The organism is Cytobacillus oceanisediminis 2691 (assembly GCF_000294775.2).
Taxonomy (GTDB): Bacteria; Bacillota; Bacilli; order Bacillales; family Cytobacillaceae; genus Cytobacillus; species Cytobacillus pseudoceanisediminis.
Genome location: NZ_CP015506.1, coordinates 4,301,936 through 4,318,688, shown reverse-complemented (window position 1 = coordinate 4,318,688; position 16,753 = coordinate 4,301,936). Strand labels below are relative to the sequence as shown.

The 16,753-nt window shown below is 40.6% G+C and carries 15 protein-coding genes and 1 other annotated feature; of the genes, 14 read left to right on the top strand and 1 reads right to left on the bottom strand.

The genetic code is table 11. From position 1 onward, the window contains the following. The gene (locus A361_RS31005) at window positions 1-192 is read right to left on the bottom strand and encodes a hypothetical protein (protein ID WP_019380294.1); all 192 of its coding nucleotides are present in this window, start codon (window positions 190-192) and stop codon (window positions 1-3) included. A 239-nt stretch (window positions 193-431) separates the two neighbouring features. Next, window positions 432-688 (top strand) — a binding site (T-box leader). A 55-nt stretch (window positions 689-743) separates the two neighbouring features. On the opposite strand from A361_RS31005, the gene A361_RS21735 reads away from it, so the two are divergent. The 14 genes from A361_RS21735 to A361_RS21670 all read left to right on the top strand — a co-directional run bounded on the left by A361_RS21735 (window position 744) and on the right by A361_RS21670 (window position 16,708). Then, window positions 744-3,389 carry a valine--tRNA ligase gene (locus A361_RS21735; RefSeq protein WP_019380296.1) on the top strand — a complete coding sequence of 882 codons (2,646 nt, stop codon included), beginning with the start codon at window positions 744-746 and terminating at the stop codon, window positions 3,387-3,389. A gap of 72 nt (window positions 3,390-3,461) precedes the next feature. Continuing rightward, on the top strand, window positions 3,462-4,769 hold the full coding sequence (locus A361_RS21730) for a bifunctional folylpolyglutamate synthase/dihydrofolate synthase (RefSeq protein WP_019380297.1): 1,308 nt from the start codon (window positions 3,462-3,464) through the stop codon (window positions 4,767-4,769). Between the two features lie 152 nt (window positions 4,770-4,921). Then, a complete protein-coding gene (locus A361_RS21725) occupies window positions 4,922-6,571 on the top strand; it encodes a sensor domain-containing diguanylate cyclase (protein ID WP_019380298.1) in 1,650 nt (549 codons plus the stop codon). A 280-nt stretch (window positions 6,572-6,851) separates the two neighbouring features. Further along, on the top strand, window positions 6,852-7,604 hold the full coding sequence (locus tag A361_RS21720) for a prepilin peptidase (protein ID WP_026041594.1): 753 nt from the start codon (window positions 6,852-6,854) through the stop codon (window positions 7,602-7,604). 194 nt (window positions 7,605-7,798) lie between these two features. Beyond that, on the top strand, window positions 7,799-8,878 hold the full coding sequence (locus tag A361_RS21715) for an SPOR domain-containing protein (RefSeq protein ID WP_019380301.1): 1,080 nt from the start codon (window positions 7,799-7,801) through the stop codon (window positions 8,876-8,878). Window positions 8,879-9,110: 232 nt separating this feature from the next. Beyond that, window positions 9,111-9,680 carry a Maf family protein gene (locus A361_RS21710; RefSeq protein ID WP_019380302.1) on the top strand — a complete coding sequence of 190 codons (570 nt, stop codon included), beginning with the start codon at window positions 9,111-9,113 and terminating at the stop codon, window positions 9,678-9,680. Between the two features lie 51 nt (window positions 9,681-9,731). Next, a complete protein-coding gene (gene radC / locus A361_RS21705) occupies window positions 9,732-10,421 on the top strand; it encodes a RadC family protein (protein WP_009333132.1) in 690 nt (229 codons plus the stop codon). A 160-nt stretch (window positions 10,422-10,581) separates the two neighbouring features. Next, window positions 10,582-11,604: a rod shape-determining protein gene (locus tag A361_RS21700; protein WP_009333129.1), complete on the top strand. Its 1,023-nt coding sequence runs from the start codon at window positions 10,582-10,584 to the stop codon at window positions 11,602-11,604. A 178-nt stretch (window positions 11,605-11,782) separates the two neighbouring features. Then, window positions 11,783-12,667 carry a rod shape-determining protein MreC gene (mreC, locus tag A361_RS21695; RefSeq protein WP_019380303.1) on the top strand — a complete coding sequence of 295 codons (885 nt, stop codon included), beginning with the start codon at window positions 11,783-11,785 and terminating at the stop codon, window positions 12,665-12,667. Further along, window positions 12,664-13,179 (top strand): rod shape-determining protein MreD, encoded by a 516-nt coding sequence (mreD, locus tag A361_RS21690; RefSeq protein ID WP_019380304.1) that lies wholly within the window; start codon window positions 12,664-12,666, stop codon window positions 13,177-13,179. The genes mreC and mreD overlap by 4 nt, the downstream gene beginning before the upstream one ends. A gap of 273 nt (window positions 13,180-13,452) precedes the next feature. Then, window positions 13,453-14,130 carry a septum site-determining protein MinC gene (gene minC, locus A361_RS21685; protein WP_009333124.1) on the top strand — a complete coding sequence of 226 codons (678 nt, stop codon included), beginning with the start codon at window positions 13,453-13,455 and terminating at the stop codon, window positions 14,128-14,130. A gap of 1 nt (window position 14,131) precedes the next feature. Next, window positions 14,132-14,935: a septum site-determining protein MinD gene (gene minD, locus A361_RS21680; RefSeq protein ID WP_019380305.1), complete on the top strand. Its 804-nt coding sequence runs from the start codon at window positions 14,132-14,134 to the stop codon at window positions 14,933-14,935. Between the two features lie 137 nt (window positions 14,936-15,072). After that, window positions 15,073-15,849 (top strand): M23 family metallopeptidase, encoded by a 777-nt coding sequence (locus A361_RS21675; RefSeq protein ID WP_009333122.1) that lies wholly within the window; start codon window positions 15,073-15,075, stop codon window positions 15,847-15,849. Then, entirely contained in the window at window positions 15,842-16,708 is an 867-nt protein-coding gene (locus tag A361_RS21670; RefSeq protein WP_009333121.1) for a M50 family metallopeptidase, read from the top strand. Before A361_RS21675 ends, A361_RS21670 begins: the two co-directional genes overlap by 8 nt. The last annotated feature ends 45 nt before the right edge of the window (window positions 16,709-16,753 follow it).

Here is a 16,753-nt window from a genome sequence, read left to right as displayed (position 1 = left end):
CTAAACCAATTGAAGATGGAAAGCAATAGCAATCAGAATGAACAGCGATAGCAGCAGTACATCAAAGGTGGTAGGCAGCAAAATTGTTCTTATGCCTTGAAAAACACAGAACGGGATTATGAACTGTGCACATACATTCCTGAAAGTTCTTAACCAGGGAGGCAGTGTGTAAGGATTATATTTTCTTCTCATTGTCGCATGCCCCTTTCCCGAATGTTCATATGTATATTCTATGATTCATTTTTCGGTAAAGTGCCTATTTTCGTTTCTTTCCTGTATAACAGTATTTTAAAACTCCCCTAAAGAAGTCTTTTTCGGGCAAAATCATCATCACTTCGGTAGAAATAATGAATAATATATAAAAAACTCGGGTATCCTTATTGACTATAACAGTCTTTTTTCGGTAGTATATTTTATATATAAAATTGTATATCGATGCTAAGACAGGGAAGAGTACAATGGCGATTTGCCTTTTAGAGAGGAAAACCAGCAGCTGAAAGGTTATCCAGGCAAAACTGTTGGAAGGTCGCCCTAGAGCATCTTTTGCGAAAGGCTGCAGCCAAGTAGTAAAAGACGGGAAATCCGTTATCTGTTTAAGTGTCAATCTCTATAAGAATGTCTTTCCCTGATTTTCTTTAGTGATTGAAAAAAAGGTGGTACCGCGAAGCAAACTCCATTCGTCCTTTTATGGCGAATGGAGTTTTTTATTTTTTTGGATTGCTTTCAGAAAGGAAGAATGACACATGGATAATAATGAATTATCAATGCCGACGAAATATGATCCGCAGGCGATTGAAAAAGGACGATATGACTGGTGGCTGGAAGGTAAATTCTTTGAAGCAAAAGACGATGAAACAAAGCAGCCATATACAATTGTGATTCCGCCTCCGAATGTAACAGGAAAGCTTCATCTCGGTCATGCATGGGATACAACTCTTCAGGATATCCTTACTCGAATGAAGCGAATGCAGGGATACGATGTTCTATGGCTTCCAGGAATGGACCATGCGGGCATCGCCACTCAGGCAAAGGTTGAAGAAAAGCTTCGCAATGACGGCAAAAGCCGCTATGATTTAGGCCGTGAAAAATTTGTAGAAGAAACATGGAAGTGGAAAGAGGAGTATGCCAGCCATATCCGCCAGCAATGGTCAAAGCTTGGATTGGGACTTGATTACAGCCGCGAACGTTTTACACTGGATGAAGGCCTTTCAAAAGCTGTAAGAGAAGTTTTCGTTTCACTTTATAATAAAGGATTGATTTATCGCGGCGAGTATATTATTAACTGGGATCCGTCTACAAAAACGGCTCTTTCTGATATCGAAGTTATTTATAAGGATGTTCAGGGTGCCTTCTACCATATGAGATATCCTTTAACGGATGGTTCAGGACATATCGAAATTGCCACTACACGCCCTGAAACGATGCTTGGCGATACAGCTGTAGCAGTACATCCGGAAGATGACCGCTATAAGCATTTAATCGGCAAAACGGTTAAACTGCCGATCACAGGACGCGAAATTCCGATTGTTGCAGATGATTATGTAGAAATGGATTTCGGATCCGGCGCAGTAAAAATTACGCCGGCTCATGACCCAAATGATTTTGAAATAGGAAACCGCCACAATCTTGAAAGAATTCTTGTAATGAATGAAGACGGCACAATGAACAGCCGAGCCGGTAAATACCAAGGTATGGACCGCTTTGAATGCCGCAAGCAGATCGTGAAGGATCTTCAGGACGAAGGAGTGCTTTTCAAAATTGAAGAGCATATGCATTCTGTGGGCCATTCAGAGCGCAGCGGCGCAGTTGTTGAACCTTACCTTTCAACACAATGGTTTGTAAAGATGCAGCCTCTTGCTGATGAAGCCATCGCTCTTCAAACTAAAGAGGAAAAAGTAAACTTTGTTCCAGAGCGATTTGAAAAAACGTATTTGCGCTGGATGGAAAATATTCGTGACTGGTGTATTTCACGCCAGCTTTGGTGGGGGCATCGGATCCCGGCCTGGTACCACAAAGAGACAGGTGAGGTTTTCGTAGGGCACGAAGCACCAGAAGATATTGAAAACTGGGAACAGGACAAAGATGTTTTGGATACCTGGTTCAGTTCAGCTCTATGGCCATTTTCAACAATGGGCTGGCCGGATACAGACTCAAGCGATTTCAAGAGATACTATCCGACTGCTGCTTTGGTGACTGGCTATGACATCATTTTCTTCTGGGTATCACGAATGATCTTCCAAGGTCTCGAATTTACAGGGGAGCGTCCATTCCAGGATGTATTAATTCATGGTCTTGTTCGTGACTCACAGGGACGCAAGATGAGTAAGTCCCTTGGAAATGGCGTTGATCCAATGGATGTAATTGATCAGTATGGTGCTGATTCACTCCGCTATTTCCTTTCAACAGGAAGCTCGCCGGGACAGGATCTGCGCTTCAGTATGGAAAAGGTTGAGGCAACATGGAACTTTGCCAATAAAATCTGGAATGCATCCCGATTTGCATTAATGAACATGGATGGATTAACATATGAAGAAATTGATTTAAGCGGTGAAAAGTCTGTTGCTGATAAATGGATATTAACCCGTTTGAATGAAACTATTGAGACGGTTACAAGATTATCTGACCGCTATGAGTTTGGCGAGGTTGGCCGAGTGCTGTATAACTTCATTTGGGATGACTTCTGTGATTGGTATATCGAAATGGCAAAGCTTCCGCTGTACGGAGAAGATGAAGCTGCCAAGAAAACCACCCGTTCCATCCTGGCATATGTTCTGGACAATACAATGCGTCTGCTGCATCCATTTATGCCATTTATCACGGAAGAAATTTGGCAGAACCTTCCTCATTCAGGTGAATCCATTACGGCTGCACAATGGCCGGCAGTTAACAATGAATACACTGATAACCAGGCTGCAAATGAAATGAAGCTGCTTGTAGAAATTATTCGCTCTGTCCGCAACAGCCGTGCTGAAGTAAACACGCCTATGAGCAAGAAGATTAAAATGATGGTAAAAGCTAAGGATGAGGAAATTCTGGGCACACTGGAAAATAACCGTGCCTATATTGAACGATTCTGTAACCCAGAAGAACTAGTGCTGGCTCTGAATGTTGAGACGCCTGATAAGGCGATGACAGCAGTTGTGACTGGTGCAGAAATCATCCTTCCGCTTGAAGGCCTGATTAACATTGAAGAAGAAGTTGCCCGCCTTCAGAAAGAGTGGGATAAATTAAATAAAGAAGTTGAAAGAGTCCAGAAGAAACTTTCAAACGAAGGCTTTATTAAAAAAGCGCCTGAAAAGGTAATTGAAGAAGAGAAAGCAAAAGAACAAGACTACAGCGAGAAGAGAGCTGCTGTAGAAGCTCGCATTAAAGAGCTAAAAGGAGAATAATTAATAGTTGCGGAAGGCGGGTCCATATGAAGGATTCGTCTTCCTTCCTGTATAACGGAGGTGCATTTATATATGTTTTCTACTTATGAGGAAGCACTGGAATGGATTCATTCAAGGCTAAGACTTGGGATGAAGCCGGGACTGCAAAGGATGGAATGGATGATGGAAAAACTCGGGCATCCCGAAAGAAGAATTAAGTCCATCCATATTGGCGGAACGAATGGTAAAGGCTCAACTGTAACGTTTCTAAGATCCATTCTTCAGGAGGCGGGTTATTCTGTCGGAACTTTTACATCGCCATATTTTGAGAAATTTAATGAACGGATTTCTCTGAACGGAATTCCAATTAACGATGAAGATCTTGTTCGGCTTGCTAATGATATATATCCGCTTGCGATTGAATTGGAACAGACGGAACTCGGCGGTCCAACCGAGTTTGAAATCATTACCGCCATGGCTTTCCAATATTTTGGCCATGTACAGCCGGTGGATCTCGTTTTGTTTGAAGTGGGCCTTGGCGGAAGGTATGACTCTACGAACATCATCTATCCTATATTATCAATCATTACAAGCATCGGACTCGACCATACAGCTATCCTTGGGAATACATACGAGGAAATCGCTTTTGAAAAAGCGGGAATCATTAAACCTGGAGTCAGTGTGATTACAGCTGTTAAACAAGAAGAAGCGCTCGCTGTTATTCAAGATAAAGCTTTAAGCATGAAGTCACCAGTTTATCAGCTGGGGAATGAGTTTGCTATTTCTGATCATAAATCCCTGGACCTGGGAGAATTCTTCTCCCTTAAGACAGTCTTTCAGAACTTCCCTGATCTTGAGACAGGAATGAGCGGAAAACACCAGACTGAAAATGCTTCCCTTGCTGTAATGGCAGCAGAGCTATTGAATAAATTTTATTCTTTCCTTATAGAGGTAAATCATATTAGAGCGGGATTGAAAAAAGCTTTCTGGCCCGGGCGATTTGAAATTCTATCTGAAGACCCGCTGGTAGTAATAGATGGAGCGCATAATGAAGAAGGGATAGCTGCCTTAACTGCTGAGCTGAACAACCGTTTTGAGGATAAAAGCAAAAATATTGTATTCGCTGCACTTGCTGATAAAAAGCTTGATAAAATGATCGGTAAGCTTGATTCTGCTGCAGATCGCATCACCTTTACCGAATTTGAGTTTCCGAGAGCAGCAGCAGCTGAAGATTTATATAATCTCAGTAAAAACAGCAGGAGACAGTTTCATACGGACTGGAAGGAGCTATTGGAGGCTGAACTTCGTGAAGCAGGAAAAAACAGCGTACTGGTTATTACCGGATCACTTTACTTCCTCTCAGAAGTGAAGCCTATTCTTTTGAATCTTTTGAAAAAATAAATGAAATATGACAAAAGTTAGAAAATTTGATAAAATGTTCGTGTTATCCGACTATTTTCCTGAATAAATTGGAGGAGGGGGAAAAGATCGTTAGTTCACAAGCCAAAAAAATAATATGGTTATTATGGATATTAATATTTCCTGCAGGTTCCATGCTAACCTATCATTTTTACCCTCCAGATTTTTCAGGACAGGGAATCAGTTTGTTTGCCTTTTTCATATTGATGTTTTTCGTTTCTTCCATGCCGATGGTAATCAATAATACACCAATCTTTTTAATTCAGTGGGTTACGATGGCAGTGTTTTTAACCTTTGGGCTCTTTGCTGAAATGATAATGGTACAATTGGGGATCCTGGTACTTCTATTAAGGCTGAAAATACAAAAGGATCAGCTGTTTCGTCTGCCGCTTAACTCACTTTTGTTCTTTACATTATCTTTATTGAGCGGGCTGGCTTACTTTGCAATGGGTGGCAAAATAGGCGTAGATCTAATAGAAAATCCCCAATATTTCTGGATTGCTGCAGCATACCCGATAATCCATTTTACTTTAAATCAGGTATTAATCAGTGTAATTCAGGCTGCATTGTATGGCAGGAAAATATCCTTTCTGGAAAAAGACCTTATATGGGAAACTGTTACCTCTCTCATAACATTCCCGATTGGCCTTATCCTTTACATTTTATATTCTGAAGTGGGAATTCTTGCACTGCTGTTTGTAGGGGTCCCATTTGTAAGTCTTTCTATCATTCTTCATCTTTATTACTCAAGTGAAAAGGTTATTGAATACCTTCAAAAAGCCGCAGATATAGGGCATCAAATGGCAGAGCGCCTTGATGTGAATGAGGTTATGGAGCTTTTTATTTTGAAATTGAGCGAAATGTTGCCTGTTGACTATGCCTATATTCTTGATATTAAGGATAACGATGAACTTCACTCCATTTACCGAATTGAGCATGGACAAATAAAGCCGAATGACCTTAAGCCTACCAAAAAAAGTGAGGGAATCAGCGGATTGGTTTTGGGTACCCGAAAATCTGCCCTTTTCCATTCGCGGAAGAAATGGAAAAGCATTGCTAAGGAATTCTTGCCTGAAGATGCCGAAAGCCTTATTTGTGTTCCAATAGTCAGGAGCAATGAAGTATTGGGGATACTGCTGCTTTCTTCAGCAAAAAAGAGGTCCTATGAAAAGTCACAGCTCATGATTGTCGATATTTTATGTTCGCACTTTGCAATAGCAATAGAGAATGCAAAGCACTATGAGGAAACAAAAGCCAAAAGCGAGCGCTGCGCGTTAACGAAACTATTCAATTATAGATATATGGAAGCTAAATTAAATAAAGAATTCAGCAGATTGCAAAATGGTGAAAGAGAATTCCTTTCACTCATCATCCTTGACATCGATCATTTTAAAAAAGTGAACGATACTTATGGGCACCAAAGCGGAAATGAAATTCTCTGCGAACTGGCAGGCAGGCTGGCAAATTTAATAGATGAAGCAGGAATTGCTGCCAGATATGGCGGAGAAGAATTTGTTGTCTTAATGCCGGATACAAGCAAAGAAGATACGCTTGCCTGGGCAGAGCTTATCAGGCAGACCATAGCTAACCGTCCATTCATACTCAAACAGAACATCGATGGAAGCAGCAGCAGCACAAAAGTTTATATAACTGCCTCCATTGGGGTAGCTGCTGCACCTGAAGATGCTGATGATTCACTGGCCCTTATACGCCATGCTGACAGGGCATTATATGTTGGAGCGAAGCGGGCAGGGAGAAATAGGGTTGCGGAATATGTGAAGTAAAAATCCTTTTGTTTGTCAAAAGGATTTTTTTGTGAAAATAAACCTTTTTACCTATTAATATATTGGTCCTATAGTGTATTGGTGTAATGTTAGTGATATACATCATTGAAGTTCATAAAGAATACACATATACTGTCCAAGTATATTTATATTTTTTTGGTTTTACAAATTTTGGAGGAGGAAACAAGCTGCGGGCATATCACAATATTGAGGACCTCTATATAAAATAGGACACTGAGGAAATCCAGCTTTCTTGTGCCTGCGCAGCGCGTTGATATTTATGCTAAATCTCTTAATAATATTATTTTTATTCGGTACCATATTAGGTTCTTTCTACAATGTAGTTGGCCTAAGGGTTCCTGAAAATCAATCAATAGTAAAGCCGAGATCTCATTGTAAACACTGTAAGCATACTTTATCATATTTGGAGCTTATCCCAATTCTGTCTTATGTATTTCTAGGTGGAAAATGCAGGCGCTGTAAGGTGTCAATTTCAGCCTTATATCCGGCTGCAGAGCTTTCGACAGGTACTTTGTTTGCTGCTGCTCCATTAATTTTAGGGTGGACTTCCGAGGTGATTGTTGCCTGGACACTAGTTTCTCTTATGGTCATTATATTTGTATCTGACTATAAATATATGATCATTCCAAATAAAGTTCTCTTAGTTTTTGGTGTGATCCTAACAGCAGAACGTATTCTTATTCCTCTTTCTCCTTGGTGGGACAGTTTAGCAGGTGGGATACTTGGTTTTTTACTCCTTTTATTTATAGCTGTAATCAGTAAAGGCGGCATGGGTGGAGGAGATATAAAACTATACTCAGTTATTGGTATTGCTTTAGGTGTGAAGCTTGTGTTGCTTTCGTTTTTTCTAGCCACTTTGTTTGGAGCATTTCTAGGTGGCATAGGCATGCTTATAGGAGTTGTGAAAAAGGGAAAACCAATTCCATTCGGTCCCTTTATTGGTTTGGGAACAATAATTGCTTACTTTTATGGCAATGAATTGATAAAATGGTACTTTCACGCAGTCCTGTGAGTATAAAATCTGTAATTTTTCTATTCTGATGGCAATGAAGGAATACCTATAAATAAATTAGATCTAACTGAAAATCAAAATGAAAAATTTGACGAAATCCTTCCGTAGCAAGACGACAAAAGTCTTGTTATTTTTTTTTTTTCTTATGTTAGGATGAAAACAATTCAGGAAACGGCACGGAAGGAGGATGAGATATGGACAAGCCTAAAAGCGAGAAAACGATCACGATTAAGATAAATGGCAAGGACCGTCCGTTTCAGGAGAAAAAGGAAGAAATGCAGGAAAAAGCATGGGATCCGAGACAGCTGGATAGACAGAAAAAACAGGAACAAACTGAATTTTTCGCATCCATACAAACAGCGGCTGGCAAAGAGGCGGATGACAGCTTTGACTGGATTCTGCCTGAGGAAACGGAAGATGCGGATATAAAGGAATATAAAATAGCAGCCCCTCCTAAATCACCAGCTAAAAATGGTTTGAGTACACTGGCTAACAAATTCCAGGGAAGAAATAAGCAAGGATTCTTAACATCCATTTTTCTGGCTGTCTTTTTTGCTGTTCTGCTTGGGACTGGCTTCGGATTCATCATGCTGAAGCTGGTATTTACCGATCAGGCAGCCGAAACTGTGGCGCCTCCAATTAAAGAAACTCCGGCAGCATCAAATCAGCAGTCTCCCGCTGCAGCCGCAGAATTAGAAACATTAACAGCATACGTAGTTCAAGGCGGCGTATGGTCAAACAGTGAGGCAGCACAGCAAGTCCAGGAAGCGAACTCGCAAAAAGGAGTCTATAGCCAATCATTAAAAATGGGAGAGCAGACTTTTCTTTTTTTAGGGGTATCCGGGAGTCTTGATCAGGCGAAGGAAATAGGTGCCGATCTAAAAAGCAAAGGAATTGATGTATTTGCAAAAGAAGTTGCCTTTGAAGGTAAAGTAATTGAAGGGCTGAATGCTGAAGAGAAAAAGCTGGCTGACATTGCACTTGCTTTATATCAAAGCCTCTCAGAAGGCGCTGCCAGTGCCTCTCTCGGCAGCTCCATAGCGCCAGAGACGGCTCAGGAAATAAAAAATCATAGCAAGGCAGTGAATGAACTGCAGGCAGATCAAATTCAAAATAAAAGCCTGACATCTATAAAAGAGGAACTTTTGGATGCCTCGAAGCAAATAGAAACTTACCAGCAGGCAGGGGATTCTGCATCAGCCGGTAAAATTCAGGAGCACCTGCTGGCATTTCTTGCCGCTTATCAGTCTCTGCTCCAGTCAGACGGGCAGTAAGGACCCGGCATATTGTGCCATAATTTTATCCGATTCGAATATTTTCTGGGAAATATCACATATTAAATGGAGTCTGTTCGGGAAATTTAGACAGACTCTTTCTTTTTGCCACATTTCGATAATTTATGATAAAAATATCTACAAATTACCTCTTAAAAATTGTTTGTCTGGCAATTTTTTGATACGATTAATCTGTATCTCCCAATATGATACATAAAGGTAAGGTGATTACATGCAAAACCTCATTTTAGCCTCTTCTTCCCCGCGGCGAAAAGAACTTCTTGAAAATCTTCATTTGCAATTTGAAGTCTCCAGCAGTGATGTCGATGAAAGTTTTGATCCAGTGCTGAAACCAGGAGAGATCGTGAAGGAGCTTGCCCATAGAAAGGCACAGGCTGTATTTAATAAACACCCTGATTCATATGTAATTGGCTCAGATACAGTTGTAGTTAAAGACGGCAATGTTTTAGGAAAGCCAGGCAGCAGCAAGGAAGCCTTCACTATGCTCAAAAGTCTGTCTGGAACCACCCATTCTGTTTACACAGGTGTATCCATCGTGACGCCTGAAAATGTAATTACATTTTATGAAAAAACCGATGTGGTGTTCTGGGAGTTAACAGATGAAGAAATTGACTCTTATATCGGCACCGGTGAACCATTTGACAAGGCAGGTGCATATGGGATACAAGGCATTGGCAGCATGCTTGTAAAAAGCATAAATGGAGATTATTTCTCTGTTGTCGGCCTTCCTGTCTCCAGAACGGTTCGTGAACTAAGGAAAGCAGGATATTCGCTTCCTTAATATACTTTTTTTCATCCTCAGCTCCTGGCCCCAGAGTTTAGGGAGGAAAATATGCAAACGGATACTCTATTGATTAAAGATTTCCCTCAGGATGAACGCCCTCGTGAGCGCTTTGTCCTAAATGGTCCGCAAAGCTTATCCAATCACGAACTGATAGCGATATTACTCAGAACAGGCACGAAAGATGAATCTGTCCTCCAATTAGCGAACAGGCTTATTACCCATTTTGAAGGACTCCGGCTATTAAAGGATGCATCCCTGGATGAAATAACGGCCATTAAAGGAATAGGATCGGCAAAGGCAATACAGCTGCTGGCAGCAGTTGAAATTGGCCGGAGGATTTCAACTCTCACATATGACGACAGATATACTATCCGTTCTCCTGAGGATGGAGCAAATTATGTCATGCATGATATGCGATTCCTGTCTCAGGAACATTTTGTATGCCTTTATTTAAATACAAAAAATCAGGTGCTTCATAAGAAGACCATCTTTATTGGAAGCCTGAATGCTTCAATTGTTCATCCGAGAGAGGTTTTTAAAGAGGCATTTCGCAGATCGGCTGCGTCGATTATCTGCATTCATAATCATCCGAGCGGTGATCCGACTCCAAGCCGGGAAGATATTGAAGTAACCAAGAGACTTGCAGAGTCCGGGAAAATAATCGGCATTGAAGTGCTGGACCATCTTATCATCGGTGAAAATAAATTTGTCAGTTTAAAGGAAAAAGGGTATTTATAACACTATGTTTTTATTTGACGTTACGCTATAATATTGGTTATGATTTTTGAGATGCCTCGCATTTTGGAGGCTCATTGTACTAGAAAAATTAAAGAAAATTCCATTAAAATACCTTACTTAGGAAAATGAGCAATTTGTATCAGAAAGGGAGATACCATTTATGTTTGGAATCGGTACTAGAGACCTTGGAATAGATTTAGGAACAGCTAATACACTTGTCTATGTTAAAGGAAAAGGAATTGTTGTCAGAGAGCCGTCAGTAGTAGCACTGCAGACAGATACTAAAAATATTGTAGCTGTCGGCAATGATGCAAAAAATATGATCGGCCGTACACCTGGCAATATTGTTGCGCTCCGTCCAATGAAGGATGGCGTTATTGCGGATTATGAAACAACCGCTGTCATGATGAAATATTATATTAAACAAGCCAATAAAAATAAGGGCTTCTTTGCAGGCAAGCCATATGTAATGGTTTGTGTGCCATCCGGCATTACAGCTGTTGAAGAACGTGCTGTTGTCGATGCAACCCGCCAGGCAGGGGCACGCGATGCTTATACCATCGAAGAGCCGTTTGCCGCTGCAATCGGGGCTAATCTTCCTGTTTGGGAACCGACAGGAAGCATGGTGGTTGATATCGGGGGAGGAACTACCGAAGTTGCCATCATCTCCTTGGGCGGAATTGTTACGAGCCAATCCATCCGCATTGCCGGTGATGAAATGGATGACGCGATCATCAATTATATCCGCAAAACTTACAACTTAATGATTGGTGACCGTACAGCAGAAACCGTTAAAGTAGAGGTTGGCTCTGCAGGAGATCCTGAAGGTGTTGAAAACATGGAAATCCGCGGACGTGACCTGCTGACAGGCCTGCCAAAAACAATTGAAATTACTGCTGAAGAAATTTCAAAAGCATTGAATGATACTGTATATGCGATTGTGGATGCAGTAAAAAATACTCTTGAAAAAACTCCTCCTGAACTGGCAGCAGATATTATGGACCGAGGTATTGTCCTGACTGGAGGGGGGGCGCTTCTTCGCAACCTCGACAAGGTGATCAGCGAAGAAACAAAAATGCCTGTCCTTATTGCAGAAAACCCATTGGACTGTGTCGCAATTGGTACTGGAAAAGCTCTTGACCATATCGATTTATTCAAAACAAAAGCAAAAGAATCCAGATAAATTGAAGCCTGAATAAGAAAATGATAAAGCCCATTCACTTCTTAAAAAGTGCATGGGCTCAAATTTGGTTTTTTTCTTGAACCATAAATGATAATTTTGCAGATATATGTTATATTTTGTTGAGCAGTGCCTGAATGGCGCAATCTTTTCTGAAAAAATACTAATCGAGGTGTAACGGATGCCACAGTTCTTTTTGAACAAACGCCTGATTATTTTGCTTGTCAGCATTATTATTCTCGTGGCATTGATTGGATTTTCTTTAAAAGATAGAGAAAATTTGACCTGGCCTGAACAATTTTTAAAAGATACTACCGGGTTTATACAAAATGCTGTTTCCAGCCCAGTGAATTATGTGGCAGGATTCTTTGAAAATGTCGAAGACTTGCAAAATACATACAAAGAAAATAAAGAGCTAAAGACAAGGCTGGATGAGCTTGCGCGCCTTGAGTCTGAGGTTCAGCGACTGAAAAAGGATAATACAGAACTTCGTGAGATTCTGGATAAGAAAGACTCTTTAAGTGAATTTGAGCCAAAGCAGGCAACTGTTATAGGAAGAAATCCCGACAGATGGCATGAATTGCTTATCATTAATAAGGGAAAAAATGCTGGCATTGAACCGAACATGGCTGTTATTACGTCTAAAGGCCTGATCGGCAAAGTGAAAAGCAGCAATACCTTTACTTCAACAGTTCAGCTTCTTAGTTCAATGGACCCGACAAATCGCATCTCTGCAAAAATTCAGGCGGGCGATAATAACTTTTTCGGTCTGATAGAAGGCTATGATAAAGAAAAAGGTCTTCTTTTGCTTAAGCGAATTCCTTATGATGCAAAGGTAAAAAAGGATCAAAACGTTATTACTTCAGGTCTGGGCGGTGTTTTTCCTGAGAGCCTTCCGATTGGGAAGGTTGTAGATGTTGTTCCTGATGAATTTGGTCTCACTCAAACCGCCTATGTTAAGCCGGGGGCAGATTTCTACGATATTGGACATGTAATGGTCGTCAAAAGAGGTGCTTTACAGCCTGAGCTAATGGAAATGGTTGATGAGAAGGAGGAGGAACTGTGAGAAGATTCCTTCTTCCTCTCATACTCCTGGCCTTATTTATCGGTGAAAGCATATTTGTTCAAATAACTCCGCATGATTTGTTAGGCAGCGGAAAAATAGCTGTTCCCCGTTTCCTGCTGGCCGGATTGCTTTTTTTGACCATCTTTGGCTCAAAAAAACACGGAATTCTTTACGGCTTATTATTCGGCTTGCTTTTTGATATTGTATATGTTGAAATTATCGGCATTTACCTGTTTCTATTTCCAGTCATTGCTTTTATTACAACTAAACTAATGAAAATTCTTCAGACAAATATGGCTATGGCTTCCATCATTGTGCTTTTAGGCATCACTCTCCTTGAGGCCGGTGTCTACCAGATGAACTTATTAATTCACCATACTGATATGGTTTTTGCAGCTTTTCTATCGTCACGCCTCGTGCCAACTCTGATTTTAAATGCCATTTTCATTATTTTAGCTGTTTATCCATTTAAAAGACTTTCTGAAAAATTTTCAGATAGCTTAAACGACTAATTGTTTGAAGTGATATAATTTCACAGTTCATTTAAAAGAAACCGGATTAATCCGGTTTCTTTTAAATGAATAATTTTTAGTAAAAAAGGAATTTAGAAGGTTTCTGTCGAATTCTACCTTTATGGGCAAATTGGATAGGGATAATTGACATAATTTATTTTTAAAAGAATGGCCCTGCGAGGCTGATTGAAAATATAGCAGTTCATGGACTGCTTTAAAATAGAGTGCCACCAGCACTTATGTGTTTCTTATCATTGAGGTGAACATCTTGAAATGAAAAAAAACCAAAACGTTACAATAAAAGGGACGAAAGATGGTCTGACACTGCATCTCGATGATTCCTGTTCATATGGAGAGCTGAAGAAAGAACTTGATAGAAAGCTTTCAGAAAACTCGAGATCGGTTGAAGACCGGCTTCTTTCAGTGAGGGTACAAGTCGGCAATCGTTATCTCACAGAAGAGCAGCAGGAAGAATTGAAGGAGTTAATAAGGCAAAAGAAGAACCTGATCGTTGAGTCTATAAGCTCGAATGTCATTACCAAAGAAGAAGCTGAAAAACAGAAGGAAGAAAATGAAATTGTATCTGTTGCGAAGGTGATTCGTTCCGGGCAGGTTCTCGAAGTGGCGGGAGATCTGCTTCTTATCGGAGATGTAAACCCCGGAGGCACTGTCATGGCAGGTGGAAACATCTTTATAATGGGGGCGCTAAAAGGCATAGCCCATGCCGGATGCCATGGGAATAAGGAAGCTGTGATCGTTGCTTCGCTTATGAAACCATCCCAATTAAGGATCAGCAATTGTATTAACCGGGCTCCAGACAAGGATCAGGATGACGAAAAAAGAGAAATGGAATGTGCTTACATAGATGAAAATGATCAAATAACTGTAGATAGATTACAAGTATTAATGCATCTGAGACCTAATATAACTAGATTGCAAGGGGGAAGCTAGGATGGGAGAAGCGATTGTCATTACGTCCGGAAAAGGCGGAGTCGGAAAAACGACTACTTCCGCAAATGTAGGTACTGCTCTTGCCCTTCAGGGGAAAAGAGTGTGCCTGGTGGATACAGACATTGGCCTTCGAAATCTTGATGTGGTGATGGGATTGGAAAACCGCATTATTTATGATCTGGTCGATGTAGTCGAAGGCCGGTGCAAAATACATCAGGCTGTGGTTAAAGACAAACGGTTTGATGATTTGCTGTATTTGCTTCCTGCTGCTCAAACAAGTGATAAGACGGCTGTTACTCCAGAGCAGATGAAAAAGCTGGTCGATGAATTAAAGCAGGATTATGACTATATTGTCATAGACTGCCCTGCTGGAATTGAGCAGGGGTACAAAAATGCTGTTGCCGGTGCTGATAAAGCAATTGTTGTTACCACTCCGGAAGTTTCAGCCGTACGTGATGCTGACCGGATTATCGGCTTGCTTGAAAAAGAGGAAAATGTAGAGGCTCCAAAACTGATAATAAATAGAATTAGAAGCCATATGATGAAAAATGGCGACATGCTCGATGTAGATGAAATTACCGCACATTTGTCGATTGATTTAATTGGAATTGTGGCAGATGATGATGAAGTAATCAAGGCATCCAATCATGGTGAGCCTATTGCATTAAACCCTAACAGTAAGGCTTCTGTTGCTTACCGTAATATCGCCCGCCGCATACTTGGTGAAGCTGTTCCGCTTCAGCCTCTTGAAGAAGAGAATAAAGGTGTATTCTCAAAACTAAAAAAGTTTTTTGGTGTTAAATAATTATAATTTATCGAACAAAAGCCGGGGAGACTTCTCCGGTTTATTTTTTTATCTCAGACACCCACTTCAAGTCATACTCTATTTGGACAACTCATAAACTTGTACAAATAGAGCTATATAGAAATGGTGGGGATATTATGAATTCAAGAGCGGATGAAATACGCAAGAGAATTGAGCGGAGAAAAAAAGAGAAAGAAAGATTCTCAAATAAGAAAGATTCAACAGTTCTTTGGACAGAAGATGAAGAGCGGTATGGGTTTAGTAAGCTGCCTTCATACGAGAGCAAACTCGATGAGGGGAACCACCCTTTATTTCGAAAGGAACTATTTCTATTCAAGCTGCTAGCTTCTGCCTGTATTTTTTTATTCGCTGCTATTCTTTTTAAAAACCAGGCTGCGACATTTGATCCTGCTAGAGATTTTGTAAAGGCAGCCATGGAGAAGGATTTTCAATTCGCCGCAGTTTCCGGCTGGTATGAAGAACAATTCGGAAAACCACTGGCACTGCTGCCATTTTCAGATGGCAAAAAAGATGAGAAGAACGTTGAAGAAAACAGTGAGTATGCATTGCCTGCTTCTGCAAAAATCCTGGAAGACTTTAATGATAATGGACAGAGAATAACAATCGAAACAGGTAAAGAAGCATCCATCGAAGCAATGAGTGAAGGGCTTGTGCGGTTTGCTGGAAAGAAAGATGGTTTCGGAAATACGGTTATTATTCAGCATGGTGATAAAAGTGAGTCCTGGTATGGCAATTTGGCTGAAATTAATGTGAATTTATATCAATATGTTGAAAAAGGAACCGGTATTGGCACTGCAGGTGACACCGGTGATGGAGAAAAAGGGTCTTTCTATTTCGCGATTAAAAAAGATGATGATTTTATAGATCCGATCCAGGTGATCCCATTTGAATAAAATAACAGGATTAATTAAATATATTCATATACATCCTTTGTTATGGGCCATTATCGGACTATCTGTCGCAACTGCTCATTTTATGGAATTATGCATGCTGCTCCTGATTATCTTCGTTCATGAAATGGGCCATGCAGCTGCAGCATCCCTTTATTCCTGGAGAATAAAAAAGATCGCCCTTTTGCCATTTGGCGGTGTAGCGGAAATGGATGAACACGGAAACCGGCCGCTGAAAGAGGAAATCGTAGTCATTATAGCAGGGCCGCTTCAGCATATTTGGATGATGGGGGCGGCGCTGTTATTTTATGAGCTCTCTTTTGTATCTGCTGATATTTTTCACCTGTTTATTCAGTTCAATTTAATGATCCTGATTTTTAATCTGCTACCTGTATGGCCATTAGATGGAGGAAAGCTTGTTTTTTTATGGCTTTCTCTTAATAAGGCATTTCCGGAAGCGCACAGAAAAACACTTTTCATTTCGGCTGCGGGTCTATTCAGTTTCATAATATTAACTTTGCTGACCTCTCCTGTAAACCTGAATATATGGGTAGTCCTCGCTTTTTTGGTGTTTTCGCTATATCATGAATGGAAGCAGAGCCGATTCATATTTATCCGTTTTCTCCTCGAAAGATACTATGGGAAGCACAGCGACTTCCGGACATTAAAACCTATCGTTGTAAGAGAGGAAGAATTGGTTATTGACGTTCTGGAAAGATTTCAGCGAGGATGCAAACACCCAATCATAGTTGAAAAGGACGGGAAAGAGAAGGGTGCTTTAGATGAAAATGAATTGCTGCATGCGTGCTTTGCAGAAAAAGTGCTGACTGCTAAAATTGGAGATTTGCTTTATGTTTACTGAAGAGCGAGTTTTTATTGAAATGAATAAATAATGGTTTAAAGTGAG

Excerpts from the sequence above, each read along its gene's own strand:
- A361_RS31005 (WP_019380294.1), bottom strand. The coding sequence starts at position 192 with ATGAGAAGAAAATATAATCCTTACACACTGCCTCCCTGGTTAAGAACT.
- A361_RS21735 (WP_019380296.1), top strand. The coding sequence starts at position 744 with ATGGATAATAATGAATTATCAATGCCGACGAAATATGATCCGCAGGCG.
- A361_RS21730 (WP_019380297.1), top strand. The coding sequence starts at position 3,462 with ATGTTTTCTACTTATGAGGAAGCACTGGAATGGATTCATTCAAGGCTA.
- A361_RS21725 (WP_019380298.1), top strand. The coding sequence starts at position 4,922 with ATGCTAACCTATCATTTTTACCCTCCAGATTTTTCAGGACAGGGAATC.
- A361_RS21720 (WP_026041594.1), top strand. The coding sequence starts at position 6,852 with ATGCTAAATCTCTTAATAATATTATTTTTATTCGGTACCATATTAGGT.
- A361_RS21715 (WP_019380301.1), top strand. The coding sequence starts at position 7,799 with ATGGACAAGCCTAAAAGCGAGAAAACGATCACGATTAAGATAAATGGC.
- A361_RS21710 (WP_019380302.1), top strand. The coding sequence starts at position 9,111 with ATGCAAAACCTCATTTTAGCCTCTTCTTCCCCGCGGCGAAAAGAACTT.
- radC (WP_009333132.1), top strand. The coding sequence starts at position 9,732 with ATGCAAACGGATACTCTATTGATTAAAGATTTCCCTCAGGATGAACGC.
- A361_RS21700 (WP_009333129.1), top strand. The coding sequence starts at position 10,582 with ATGTTTGGAATCGGTACTAGAGACCTTGGAATAGATTTAGGAACAGCT.
- mreC (WP_019380303.1), top strand. The coding sequence starts at position 11,783 with ATGCCACAGTTCTTTTTGAACAAACGCCTGATTATTTTGCTTGTCAGC.
- minC (WP_009333124.1), top strand. The coding sequence starts at position 13,453 with ATGAAAAAAAACCAAAACGTTACAATAAAAGGGACGAAAGATGGTCTG.
- minD (WP_019380305.1), top strand. The coding sequence starts at position 14,132 with ATGGGAGAAGCGATTGTCATTACGTCCGGAAAAGGCGGAGTCGGAAAA.
- A361_RS21675 (WP_009333122.1), top strand. The coding sequence starts at position 15,073 with ATGAATTCAAGAGCGGATGAAATACGCAAGAGAATTGAGCGGAGAAAA.